Origin of the sequence: Ventrimonas sp. (genome assembly GCF_048380235.1) — a bacterium.
Taxonomy (GTDB): domain Bacteria; phylum Bacillota; class Clostridia; order Lachnospirales; family Lachnospiraceae; genus Brotaphodocola.
Genome location: NZ_DBFCCJ010000064.1, coordinates 34,295 through 47,191 on the forward strand (window position 1 = coordinate 34,295; position 12,897 = coordinate 47,191).

General features: G+C 53.4%; 11 protein-coding genes. All 11 read left to right on the forward strand.

Translation table 11 applies throughout. From position 1 onward, the window contains the following. Window positions 1-2: 2 nt before the first annotated feature. The 11 genes from cobK to ACMP1L_RS10460 all read left to right on the forward strand — a co-directional run bounded on the left by cobK (window position 3) and on the right by ACMP1L_RS10460 (window position 12,850). Window positions 3-1,511, forward strand: a complete 1,509-nt coding sequence (cobK, locus tag ACMP1L_RS10410) for a precorrin-6A reductase (protein ID WP_418452978.1) — start codon at window positions 3-5, stop codon at window positions 1,509-1,511. Next, window positions 1,501-3,522, forward strand: coding sequence for a cobyrinic acid a,c-diamide synthase CobB (locus ACMP1L_RS10415; protein WP_418452979.1), 2,022 nt, complete (start codon window positions 1,501-1,503; stop codon window positions 3,520-3,522). Before cobK ends, ACMP1L_RS10415 begins: the two co-directional genes overlap by 11 nt. Beyond that, window positions 3,519-4,055: a bifunctional adenosylcobinamide kinase/adenosylcobinamide-phosphate guanylyltransferase gene (locus ACMP1L_RS10420; RefSeq protein ID WP_418452980.1), complete on the forward strand. Its 537-nt coding sequence runs from the start codon at window positions 3,519-3,521 to the stop codon at window positions 4,053-4,055. The genes ACMP1L_RS10415 and ACMP1L_RS10420 overlap by 4 nt, the downstream gene beginning before the upstream one ends. Further along, window positions 4,042-4,833, forward strand: coding sequence for an adenosylcobinamide-GDP ribazoletransferase (locus ACMP1L_RS10425; RefSeq protein ID WP_418452981.1), 792 nt, complete (start codon window positions 4,042-4,044; stop codon window positions 4,831-4,833). The genes ACMP1L_RS10420 and ACMP1L_RS10425 overlap by 14 nt, the downstream gene beginning before the upstream one ends. Window positions 4,834-4,927: 94 nt before the next feature. After that, window positions 4,928-5,251 carry a bifunctional adenosylcobinamide kinase/adenosylcobinamide-phosphate guanylyltransferase gene (locus tag ACMP1L_RS10430; RefSeq protein WP_418452982.1) on the forward strand — a complete coding sequence of 108 codons (324 nt, stop codon included), beginning with the start codon at window positions 4,928-4,930 and terminating at the stop codon, window positions 5,249-5,251. A gap of 24 nt (window positions 5,252-5,275) precedes the next feature. Further along, the gene (gene cbiB / locus ACMP1L_RS10435; protein WP_418452983.1) at window positions 5,276-6,286 is read left to right on the forward strand and encodes an adenosylcobinamide-phosphate synthase CbiB; all 1,011 of its coding nucleotides are present in this window, start codon (window positions 5,276-5,278) and stop codon (window positions 6,284-6,286) included. Beyond that, window positions 6,283-7,386: a threonine-phosphate decarboxylase CobD gene (gene cobD, locus ACMP1L_RS10440; protein WP_418452984.1), complete on the forward strand. Its 1,104-nt coding sequence runs from the start codon at window positions 6,283-6,285 to the stop codon at window positions 7,384-7,386. Before cbiB ends, cobD begins: the two co-directional genes overlap by 4 nt. 19 nt (window positions 7,387-7,405) lie before the next feature. Further along, window positions 7,406-9,016 (forward strand): response regulator transcription factor, encoded by a 1,611-nt coding sequence (locus tag ACMP1L_RS10445; RefSeq protein WP_418452985.1) that lies wholly within the window; start codon window positions 7,406-7,408, stop codon window positions 9,014-9,016. Window positions 9,017-9,028: 12 nt separating this feature from the next. Continuing rightward, a complete protein-coding gene (locus ACMP1L_RS10450; RefSeq protein ID WP_418452986.1) occupies window positions 9,029-10,822 on the forward strand; it encodes a histidine kinase in 1,794 nt (597 codons plus the stop codon). Beyond that, window positions 10,819-11,790 (forward strand): substrate-binding domain-containing protein, encoded by a 972-nt coding sequence (locus tag ACMP1L_RS10455; protein WP_418452987.1) that lies wholly within the window; start codon window positions 10,819-10,821, stop codon window positions 11,788-11,790. The genes ACMP1L_RS10450 and ACMP1L_RS10455 overlap by 4 nt, the downstream gene beginning before the upstream one ends. Before the next feature lie 13 nt (window positions 11,791-11,803). Then, window positions 11,804-12,850, forward strand: a complete 1,047-nt coding sequence (locus ACMP1L_RS10460) for a galactose ABC transporter substrate-binding protein (protein WP_118731625.1) — start codon at window positions 11,804-11,806, stop codon at window positions 12,848-12,850. The last annotated feature ends 47 nt before the right edge of the window (window positions 12,851-12,897 follow it).

Below are 12,897 nucleotides of genomic sequence, written 5' to 3' on the forward strand. Positions count from 1 at the left end.
CCATGCAGAGACATGCATCTGTTGTGATATTTGGAGGGACATCCGAGGGACGGGAGCTGGCAGAGTATGCTGAGGCGCGTCACATTCCGGTTCTGGTCAGTGTGGTATCCGGTTACGGGGAAAGTCTGCTGAGAGAAAGTGATCTGGTTCAGGTACATACCGGAGCGCTGGATGAAGCTGCCATGCGGCAGTTTTTGCTGGAAGCAGCTCCGAAGCTTGTGCTGGATGCCACCCATCCCTATGCCAGAGTGGTGACGGAGCAGGTGGCAGCGCTGTGCCGGGAGCTTGCAATTTCTTATCAGCGGATTTTAAGGGGATCAGAGACTGAGAAAGCTGCAGGACAGGACTCAGGGATGCAGGAAGACAGACAGGATTTGGCGCCTGTATTTGTGGTGGATTCTGTAAGTGAGGCAGCTGCGTGTCTGAAACAGGATGGCCGCCCGGTTCTCCTTACCACCGGAAGCAAGGAACTGGAAGCGTTTGCCGGGGATCCGGTTTTGCGGGAACGCATCTTTGCACGGGTCCTTCCGGACAGTCAGGTCCTTAAAAAATGTGAGGATCTTGGCCTTCACGGCGCCCACATCATTGCCATGCAGGGACCGTTTTCGGTGGAACTGAATTATGCGCTGCTGCGTACCGTGCAGGCAGGGTGGCTTGTCACAAAGGAAGCCGGAAAGCGCGGCGGCTTTGCGGAGAAAATAGAGGCTGCAAGGCAGTGCGGCGTTTCCGTGGTCGTGATCCGGCGGCCGGTCCACGAGGAAGGAATCTCGCTGGAAGAGGCAAAGAGACAGATGGATGCGTACCGGACGGCCAGGCCGCCGGAAGACAGCGAAGCAGATGGCACGGGCAGACGTTTTCTCAGTATGATCGGCATGGGCATGGGCGGCGCAAAGCAGCTTACCCTGGAAGCTTGTGAAGTGCTGGAGCGCAGTGATATTGTGTTCGGTGCGTCCCGGATGCTCGCAGACCTGGCACCGTGGATCCGCGAAAAACATCAGGAAACCTATTACCAGCCGGAAAAGATTCTGGACTGGCTGGAAAAAAATAGAGCCTGTCAGCATGCCGTGGTGGTTTGCTCCGGGGATACCGGATTCTACAGCGGAAGCCGCGGCTTGATGCGGGAACTGAAAGCGCGTTTTGATGAAGTGGAATCCAGTCCTTATGAGGTAACGGTTTATCCGGGCATTTCTTCTGTATCGGCCCTTGCGGCGCGTTTTGGGATATCCTGGGACGATGCTTGTCTCGCCAGTGCCCATGGGCGGGACTGCGATGCGGCGGCACTCCTCAAGGAGCATGAAAAAGTATTTCTGCTGTTGGACAGCAGTATGAATTTGAGACAGATCTGCCGGATCCTGAAGGATGCTGACATGGGAAATACCAGAATTTACGCGGGTGTCCGTATGGGATATGAGGACGAACGTAAAATCTACGGAACAGCAGAAGAAATGACAGATATTGAGACGAACAGTCTGACGGCTGTATTTCTGGAGCGGGAAAAAGATGAGAGATGAATGGTTTATCCGGGGAGAGATCCCCATGACAAAAAGTGAAGTACGGGCAGTTTCCGTTTCCAGGCTGGAACTGCAGACGAACAGCATTGTATATGATATTGGGGCAGGCACGGGATCTGTTTCCGTGGAGGCGGCACTTAAGGTGCCGAAGGGCCATGTGTATGCCTTTGAACAGAAGGAAGAGGGCTGCGCGTTGATCCGGGCAAACGCGGAAAAGGCGGGCTTAACCAATCTTACCGTGGTTCCGGGAAAAGCACCAGAGTCACTGGCTGGATACCCGGCCCCGGACCGGGTGTTCCTTGGCGGAAGCAGCGGCAATATGGAGGAAATCCTGGATCTGGTGACGGAATTAAACCCGGCAGTTCAGCTCGTGATCAATGTGATCGCCCTGGAGAGCCTGAATCAGGCCATGGCATGGTTTCAGAAAAAGGGATGGGAGCCGGAGGTGGTCTGCATGCAGGTATCCCGGGCGGCAAAGCGCGGCCCGTACCACATGATGCAGGCGCAGAATCCGATCTATATCCTTGCGGCACAGGGGCAACAGACACAGCAATCACAGAACGTGCCGGTAGCGCCCGGACAGAACGGACGCGCGCAGCAAGATGCAGATTTTCCCCGTATCCTGTTGGCAGCTCCGGGAAGCGGCAGCGGCAAGACTCTTCTTACCACCGGCCTTCTGACCCTGTTTCAGAACCGCGGCATCCGCTGCCGTTCTTTCAAATGCGGCCCGGACTACATCGACCCGATGTTTCACAAATACGTTCTGGGTATCGACAGCTGCAACCTGGACAGCTTCTTTCTTTCGCAAGAGGAGCTGTGGGCGCTGTTTCGAAAACGGGCGGCAGACGCGGAGCTTTCCGTTCTGGAAGGCGTGATGGGCTATTATGACGGGATTGGCGGCAATTCTACTTCTGCCAGCACCTATGAGGTGGCAACAATAACCGATACTCCGGCCATTCTTGTGGTGAATGGAAAAGGCAGCAGCCTTTCTCTGGCGGCGCAAATCAAAGGATTTCTGGACTATCGGAAGGACAGCCATATTTGCGGTGTGATCTTAAATAAAACGAACAAAATGGTAGGCGAACGCCTGCGTCCGGAGATTGAAAAGCTGGGCGTGCGTTATCTTGGCGCGGTGCCGGTCTGTGAGACCATGGACATCAAGAGCCGCCATCTGGGACTCACGATGCCGCAGGAGCAGAGTGAACTGCGCGGGCATCTGAATGCCTTTGCGAAACAGCTGGAGGAGTATCTGGATGTCGATGGGATTCTGGAGCTGGCGGGATACTCCGGAGAGAAACTGCCGGAAGCCGGAAAAACTGAGCAATCCAACCAGACAGATTTGAACCAGGAAGAAACAAAACAGGATGAGATCCGCCCCATAGACTCGGAGAGTGAACCTCCTACCCGCCGCATGGCGGTGGCTATGGACGAGGCCTTCTGCTTTTACTATCAGGAAAATCTGGACTTTTTAAGACAGCAGGGATGGGAGTTGATCCCATTTTCCCCGCTCCGCGATGCGGCATTGCCAGAGCAGATTCATGCCATCTTACTGGGCGGCGGATACCCGGAGCTCTACGCAAAGGAGCTGTCTGCCAATGAGCCGATGCTTGCGGCCATCCGAAACGCTCATGCAGAGGGCATCAAAATTCTGGCGGAGTGCGGCGGATTTCTGTATCTTCAGGAGCACCTGGAGGATGAAATAGGAAACTGCTGGCCTATGGCCGGACTGATCCACGCAGACGGGTTCCGCACAGAAAAACTTGGCCGTTTCGGATATATTTCTCTGACGCAGAATGGCGCAGTACGGATCAAAGGGCATGAATTCCACTACTGGGAGAGCACCGCACCGGGATCAGCGTTTCGGGCAGAAAAACCGCAGTCGGACCGCGGCTGGGACTGTATGTACCGGACGGACAGTCTGCTAGCGGGCTTTCCGCATCTTTATTATTTATCCGGACCGGATCTGATCCTGAGCTTTTTATCCGGTCCTGAGGGAGAGGAAACAACATGATGCATCTTGTGACCGGCGCTTCCGCCAGCGGAAAATCCGCCTACGCGGAAGATCTGCTTGTACCTGCAAAGAGCGCAGAAAAATATTATATCGCCACCATGCATCCCTGGGGCGCGGAAGGAGCGGCACGGGTTAAAAAGCACCGTGCCATGCGGGAGGGAAAGGGTTTTCAGACCATCGAAGCCTTCCACACACTGGATGCTTTACGCCTGCCGGAAAAGGGAAGCCTGATGCTGGAGTGCATGTCCAACCTGTTAGCCAATGAGCAGTTTGAGCTTGGCGGAACAGATGCGGAAATCCTGGACCGGATCCAACAGGGCATTCAGAATTTAAAGGAACAGACCGAAGATCTGATCATCGTGACGAACGAGATTTTTTCAGACGGATGCCGTTATGACGCAGAGACCTTCCGCTACATAAGACTTCTCGGAAATCTTAATATCCGGATGGCAGAGGAGGCGGATGCCGTAACAGAAGTTGTGTATGGAATTCCCATCCGCCGGAAAGGAGAAGATGCGAATGAGCAGCAATGAGAAAAAACTGCCTTCAATTCTGGAAAGCTTTGTGATCGCGTTTTCCATGTATTCCCGCATCCCTATGCCCTTTGTGGAGTGGAGTGAGTGCGGTATGAAGTACGCCTTCTGCTTTTTCCCGCTGATCGGTGCGGTGATCGGCGCGTGTGTCTGCGCCTTTTGCTGGCTGTCCGTGCAGGCCGGGCTTGGTATTCTGGCTTTTTCCCTTCTGGGAACGGCTGTCCCGCTGCTCATCACCGGAGGCATTCACATGGATGGATTTCTGGATGTGACGGATGCCAGAAGTTCCTTCCAGAGCCGGGAACGAAAGCTGGAAATCTTAAAGGATCCCCACGCCGGAGCCTTTGCCATTGCCGGGTGCGGTGTCTATCTGCTGCTGTACACGGCAGCCTTTTCAGAGCTTCGTCTGGAGGCCTTTCCGGCCATTGGCGGAATCTATGTGATGACACGGGCCCTGAGCGGTCTTTCGGTTCTCTGTTTCCCAAAGGCAAGAAAGGATGGACTGGCAGCTACGTTTGCCAAAGGAACCGGAAACGGAGCACCGGCAGTCAAAGCAGTGCTGGCAGTCTGGCTTCTGCTGGGAATTGCGTTTGTATTTCTGGTATCCGGTACCGTCACGGCAGTGGTCCTGACAGTGGCAGCAGCGGCAGTGTTTCTCTGGTATCATCACATGGCCATGCATGAATTTGGCGGAACCACCGGTGATCTGGCCGGATACTTTTTACAGACCGCAGAGCTGGTGATGGTTGCGGCACTGGCCGTGTGCGGCCGCCTGTAGGCAGGCATGACGTTGGCAGTGCTCCGACATGAATTCGGTGAGATGTACAGGGCCTGCCGCGAAAAAGGAAACTACAGTAAGGAGTTTACATAGCATGATTCTGATTATCGGAGGAAGCTTTCAGGGAAAGAAAGCATATGCAGCACAGATCTGCAAAGACGGAAGGATCCTTGCCGATTTTCAGGACCGCATCCGCGCGGTACTGGAAGCCGGGGAAGATCCGGAAGCGTTTACTCGACAGCTTCTCACAGACCCGCCCGCGGTGATCACGCTGGATGAGGTGGGCTGCGGCATAGTCCCGCTGGAGAAGTCAGAGCGGAACTACCGCGAGGCCGTGGGCCATGCCGGACAGATGTTAGCGGCAGCGGCAGCAGAGGTTTACCGGATGCAGTGCGGCATTGCAGTCCGGATCAAATAAAAGAAAAAAGGAATGTAAAGCAGCATGAGATTAACACAGCTTTGGATGGAATATGCGGCAGCAGCCTGTATTGGCTTTCTGATCGACTTTATCGTGGGAGATCCGCAGGGACTCTGGCACCCGGTCTGCGGGATCGGCAGCCTGATCTCCCGTATGGAAAAGAAGCTTCGAAAGAATACGGCAGATACCCCGCAGAATCTGCTTCTGGCCGGGGCGGCGCTGGCCGTGACCATTCCCTGTATGACGGTGGTGATCACGGCAGTGCTTCTGCTGGCAGCAGGCTTCATCCATCCTTATCTCCGTTTTGTCCTCATGTGTGTGCTGGATGGCTGGATCCTTGCGGCCCGCTCGTTGAAAACGGAGAGCATGAAGGTATACCGGCGACTGAAGGAGAAGGATTTAAACGGCGCCCGCTATGCGGTATCCATGATCGTTGGGCGTGATACAGAGAGACTGACGGCAGAGGGCGTCACCAGGGCGGCGGTGGAGACTGTGGCGGAAAATGCGTCGGACGGTGTCATTGCCCCTCTGTTATTTCTGCTCTTTTTCGGTCCGGTTGGGGGCTTCTTTTATAAGGCAGTCAACACCATGGATTCCATGGTTGGGTATAAAAACGAGAAGTACCTGTATTTCGGCCGCGCGGCGGCGAAGCTGGATGACCTGGTCAATTATATTCCGGCGAGGCTTACCGGCCTGGCCTTTGCGGCGGCGGCCTGCCTGATCCCCGGAATGAGCGGCAAAAACGCATTTAAAATCTGGAGACGGGACCGCAGAAACCATAAGAGCCCGAATTCGGCCCAGAGTGAATCGGCCTGCGCCGGGGCACTGGGCGTGCAGCTGGCGGGGGATGCCTGGTATTTTGGCGAGCTGTATCATAAGCCTACCATCGGCGATGCCCTACGCCCGATAGAACCGGAGGATATCCCGAGAGCCAACCGCCTGATGTATGTGGCCTCGGTTCTGACTCTGGTAGTCTGTGCGGCGGCAGTGGCGCTGATCTGTTGTATGTTCGCACCGGGAGGTATGGAACTATGAAAAAACAGCAGATAACCACCTGTCAGCCGGACAAGGCGGTCCGGCACGGCGGAGATATTTACCGAAATCCGGTCCGGTATGATTTCTCCATCAATTTGAATCCCCTTGGCATGCCGGAGGGGGTGAAACGGAGGCTGAAAGAAACCGTGGAGGACTGGGGACGCTATCCGGATCCGCAGTGTGAAGCGCTTACGAGAGCACTTGCCGATTATCATCAGATTGCGGCAGACAGGATCCTTTGCTCCAACGGTGCGGCCGATCTCATTTACGGGCTGGTGCAGACTATAAAGCCAAGGCAGGCACTTTTGCTTTCACCGGGATTTGCAGAGTACGAGCAGGCACTTGCCCGGTCAGGCTGTGAGATCCGCTACAGCCGTCTTTACCCGGAAACCGGTTTTCTTCTGGATGTGCAGCAGCTTTGTGAGCAGATCACGCCGGATACGGACCTCATCTTTTTCTGCAATCCCAATAATCCGACCGGGCATGCCGTTCCCAGGGAGCAGATCCTGCAGATCGCAAAGCGCTGTGAGGAGACCGCAACCAGGCTGATCCTGGATGAATGCTTCTGTGACCTTCTGGATCACCCGGAAGCATACAGTGTTGTACCGGAAGCAGAGCATTTTCCGGGGCTGTTTATTCTGAGAGCGTTTACCAAAACCTATGCAATGGCGGGGCTGAGACTGGGCTACGGGATCTGTGCGGACCGCGGGCTTTTGCGCAGGCTTTCTGCAGGACGCCAGCCCTGGAGCATTTCCGTGCCGGCCCAGGAGGCAGGATGCGCGGCACTGCGGGAAAGCGTCTATTTAAACGAAGCAAGGGAGCTTTTAAAAGCAGGAAGGGTATATCTTACCCGGGAGCTTCGCAGAATGGGATTTCTGGTTTACGATTCCGATATCAATTTTATTTTGTTTTTTTACGGGCAAGAGCCAAGGCCTCTCCACTTGTATGAGGCATGTTTAAAGCGGGGGATCCTGCTGCGGGACTGCAGCAATTTTACGGGACTTGCCTGTGGATATTACCGGATCTGCGTAAGCGGACAGAAGGAAAACCAGATCCTGGTCCATACTCTGGAGCAGATTCTGGAGGAAACAGGAAAATAATCAAAGGAGAAGGCAGATCATGAACTTATATCGGATCATCCTTGTGGACGATGAGGAGGAAGTGCGCAAGGGCATCATACGAAAGATTGACTGGAATCACCTGGGGTTTGAGGTGGTCGGAGATGCAGAGAACGGAGCAGAGGCATTGGAAAAGATTGAACAGCTGGAGCCGGAGGTAGTCATGACGGATATCCGTATGCCGTTTATGGACGGTCTGGCGCTGACAGAACGGATCCGGCAGAAGTACCCGTCCATGAAGGTGCTGATCTTTTCCGGCTTCGATGACTTTGAGTATGCGCAGCAGGCCATTAAGCTGAACGTGACGGAGTATATTTTAAAACCGGTGAACGTGGAGGAGCTTTCTGAAATCCTCACCCGGGTCAGAAAAAATTTGGATGAGGAGATCAGCCAGCGGCGCGATGCGGCTCTTCTGCGGGAGAGCTATCAGAAAAGTCTGCCGATCCTCCGTGCGGTATTCTTAAACGATCTGATGAGGGGAACTGCCGATGCCGGTATGATCGAAGAGAAGCTTAAGGAATACAGTGTAGACATTCTTCATGCAAAAAAATGGCTGACGGCGCTGATCCATATTGAGGCAGATAACGCGGAAGGACCGAACGCCCTGCAAAAGGAGCTGATCCCGATCTCCGTGCGGCAGATCGCGGAGGACCATTTAAGAGATTACTGCCGGTTTACCATCTTTAACTCGTCGGCCGGCATTACTCTGATCGCGGCCATTGATGAGAACAATTCCCAGACCGGTCTTCTGGATCACCTGGGAGATATCTGCAAGGAGTGCCGGAGAGTTCTGGAGGTCACGGTGACCATTGCGGTGGGACACAGCTGCCAGAAGCTTTCCGAACTCAGCCGGGTGTATCAGTCTGCGGTGGATGCACTGGGCTACCGGAGTATTGTCGGTGTGGGCCAGACGATTTATATCAATGATGTAGAACCGGTAAGCCGCGGCAAACTGAAATTTGACAATGCGGATGAAAATGATTTCATCACAGCGGTGAAATTCGGCCCGGAGGAAAAAATCCGGGAAACCATACACAGTCTGATGACACGCATGGATGATGCCCGGGTACATGTCAGACAGCAGCAGCTGTACATGCTTTCTCTGTTTAACTGCGTGACCCGTCTGATGCAGCAGTATGATCTCACCACCCGTGAGATTTTTGATACGGAAAAACAGTATCTGGATATCCAGGCAGCCATTGGAAAGCCGGAGGAATTTGAATCGTGGATCCTGGGTGTATCTTTCAGGATCCATGAGGGCATAAACCGGGAACGTGACAATACCACCAAGAAGGTGATCCTGGAAGCGCGGCGCTACGTTGAAAACCATTATCAGGATCCCTCTCTTTCTGTGGAAATGATCTGCCGGGAGCTTCATATGAGTCCGGCTTATTTTTCCACGATGTTCCGCAAGGTAACGGGCCAGACGTACATTGCCTACCTGACGGAGGTGCGTCTGCAGAAGGCAGTGGAGCTCTTAAATGAGACTGATGACAAGACCTATGTGATTGCCCAGAAGGTGGGATATCAGGAGCAGAATTATTTCAGCTACGTGTTCAAGAAGCGCTTCGGTATTTCACCGACGAAATACCGCGGCACCCAGAATGGCTGATGAGGAGGCGCTATGGCAAAGAAAAAACTGACGGAATTTTTCAGCCGTGTCAGCATCCGCTCTACCATCTATCTGTATTTCACCATCAGTGCGCTGACGGCCCTGATCCTGATGGGGATTTCGTTCTACGGGCGTCTGGTAGGGCAGATGACGGCGGCCATCCAGGAGGAAAACCAGACGATGCTGGCTCAGGTAAACCATTCGGTAGATTCCTACCTGCGTACCATTATGAAGCTGTCGGATTCCCTCTATTATGACGTCATAAAGAATGCGGATCTTTCCACGGAGAGTATCCATAACGAGCTGAACCTTCTTTACGATAACAACCGGGACTGTGTGTCTAATATTGCGCTGTTTTCAAGGCAGGGAGAGCTGATCGATACCTTTCCGGCAGCACGCTTAAAGACCGGGCTGGATGTGACAGCGGAGGACTGGTTTACGGATACGCTGGAGCGCACGGAAAATCTGCACTTTACGACGCCGCATGTACAGTATATTTTTGACAGTGATGAAAACCAGTATACCTGGGTCATTACCATGACCCGTGCGGTGGAGATCACGAAGGGCGTTTCGGCCGAGCAGGGTATTTTACTGATCGACATTACCTATGGAAGCTTAAAGCAGCTGTTAGACAGCATCACCATGGGAAATCACGGCTACCTTTATCTGGTGAGTCCGGGCGGACAGCTGATCTACCACCCGCAGATGCAGCTGATCGACGCGGGGCAGATGCAGGAAAATTTCCGGGCTGCTGCCGGTTACCGCGATGGCAACTGCCGGGAGTCTTATCAGGGCGAGATCCGGGATGTGACGGTCAAATCGGTGGGCTATACAGGCTGGAAGCTGGTGGGCGTTACACCTGAAAAAGAAAGCTATCTGAATACGTTAAAGACCAAACTGTTTATGGTATTTCTGATCGCGCTGTTCCTGTTTATGCTGATGATCATCAATGCATCGATTTCCTCCCGCATTACCATCCCGATCCGGGAGCTGGAAAAATCAGTCAACGCGCTGGAGAACGGGAACCTGGATGTGGAGGTTTATCAGGGCGGATCCTATGAGATCCGGCATCTGGGGCGTTCCATAGGTGACATGGCGCGCCAGATCAAGGTGCTGATGCAGGACATTGTGGCAGAGCATGAATCCAAGCGCAAAAGCGAATTTGACACGCTCCAGTCCCAGATCAATCCGCATTTTCTTTACAATACCCTGGATATCATCGTGTGGATGATTGAGAACGAACAGAAGTCGGAGGCGGTCCGGGTGGTTACGGCCCTGGCCCGTTTCTTCCGCATCAGCTTAAGCAAGGGAAAGAGTATCATTCCCGTGCGGGATGAATTAGAGCATGTGCGCAACTATCTGATGATCCAGCAGATGCGTTTTAAGAACAAGTTCACCTATACCATTGACGCGGCGCCGGAGGTTCTGGGGTATGCAAGTCTGAAGCTGATGCTGCAGCCGCTTGTGGAAAACGCAATCTATCATGGCATGGAATTTAAGGACGGGGACGGCATCATTGAAATAAAAGCAGAACAAAAGGAAGACGGACTTTGGTTTACCGTGCTGGATAACGGTCTTGGCATGACGGAGGAACAGGTAGAAAATCTGTTGACGGATCACGCGCATGTTTCTTCAAAGCGCGGCTCCGGGATCGGCGTTAAAAATGTGAATGAGCGGATAAGACTGTATTTCGGAAATGAATACGGACTGTTTATTGAGTCGGAGCCGGATGAGGGCACCACGATCCGCATCCATCTTCCGGCGGTGGATTACCGGGAAATTCAGGAAAAGGAGAAAGCGGTATGAGAAAACGGGATACATGGCTCTGGGTCATTTATGGGTTCGTACTGCTCTTTCTGTATCTGATTTCTTCTACGGATCTTCTGATCAAGGAGCGGAAAAACGAAATTTATCCGGTTTCGGTGATCCTGGATGACACGACGGATGAGTCTTACCAGAATTTTAAGAAGGGCGTGGACCGGGCAGCCATTGAGCTGAATGCGGATGTAAGCATGATCACGCTGTATGAGGGCGGTGATTCTTCCCAGCAGATCGAGCGGATGGCAAGAGAACAGCAGGACGGTGCGAGGGCACTGATCGTGATGCCTGTGGAGGAATCTGCCCTGGAATCCGCCCTGGCGGATAAACGGGTACAGATCCCGCTGGTGCTTGTCAATGCTGAGCTTCCGCGGGATAAGGTATCAGCAGTGGTTTCCACCGATTACGATGCCATGGGACAGAATCTTGCCAGACAGGCTCTGAATGAGCATGGAAACCAGATTCCTTATTATCTGTTTTACAGCTCCAGAAAATCGGCGGCCCGACGGCATTTTCAGGATGGCGTGGAATCGGTTCTGCGTGGGGGCGGCTGTGAAATCAAGAAATTTGAGCGTCACGGTGACGGAAGCATCCGCAAGATCGTGGAAGAGCTGGTTTACCCGGAATCCGCCCAGGCAGTGATCATTGCCCTGGATGCGGAAACGCTTCTTGAGACGGCACAGATCCTGGCCGACAGCAGTGTATATCCGGAGCATGTCAGCGGTCTGTACGGCCGCGGGACTGCCACGCCGCTTTTGAATTATCTGGACCGCGGCGTGATAAGCGGGCTTAGTGTGACAGATGATTTCAGTACCGGATACTTAAGCGTCCGGCGTGCCGTGGAGATTTTGTCCAATCAGAAAACGGAAGAGGCAACGGTGCTGGAGAGCTATTATATCCGGAAAGAAGACCTGCGCAGCCCGGAATTCGAGAAAATGCTTTATCCCATTGAGTAGGAGGCGGTTCGTAATGAAAAAACACAGGAATAAGAAAAAATGTGACCGGAAGATAGTTTCTGCGGCCTGCATGGCCCTGGCCTGCATATTGCTTTCCGGCTGCCGTGCGGGAGCAGTCTCGGAGAAGAAGCATGCGATCCGCATCGGAGTAAGCCTGTACCGGGCAGATGATACCTTTATCGGTAATATCCGGTCGGAGCTGGAAAAGAGGGCAAAGGAATATGAACAGGAGACGGGCATCAAGGTGACACTGGACATTCAGGATGCCAAGGGAAATCAGTACGTCCAGAATAAGCAGGTGGAACGCTTTATATCGCTGGGCTGTGATACGCTCTGTGTCAATCCGGTGGACCGCACAACCTCCTCTGGGATCATAGATGCGGCAGCGGCTGCTGATATACCGGTAGTGTTTTTTAACCGTCAGCCCGTCGAGGAGGATATGGATCGCTGGGACAGGCTTTACTATGTTGGTGCGGATGCCAAAGAATCCGCGGTACTGGAGGCGGAAATCGTGGCGGACCAGTATGAAAAGGATCCGGCTTCCCTGGACAAAAACGGGGACGGTGTTATCAGCTATGTACTGCTGGAAGGAGAAAGCAATCACCAGGATTCCCTGATCCGGACAGAGTGGTCTGTCCAGACGTTAAAGGACCGGGGCGTCCCTATTGAAAAAATCACCGGAGGCATTGCCAACTGGGAGCGCTCTCAGGCCTCGGCCCTGATGGAGCAGTGGCTGGAGCTGTATCCGGATACGATTGAGCTGGTTCTCAGCAACAACGACGATATGGCTCTGGGAGCGATCGATGCCCTGGACCGTGCCGGAGGAAAGAAAATCAGCGTTGTGGGGATTGACGGAACTACGCAGGGACAGGATGCCGTGCAGAGCGGAAAGATGCTGGGAACTGTGTCATCGGATAAAACCGGCTATGCGAATGCTATCTTTACGATTGCCGCTGCAGCCGGAATGGGTGAACCAATTCCGGGCGAAATTACGCTGGACAAAGGAAAATATTACTGGAGCCGGCAGAATAATGTCGTAAAAGAGAAAATAAATCCATAAAAAATTGTATAATCGAAAAAATTCAATAATCCAGGAAAGAAAATCCT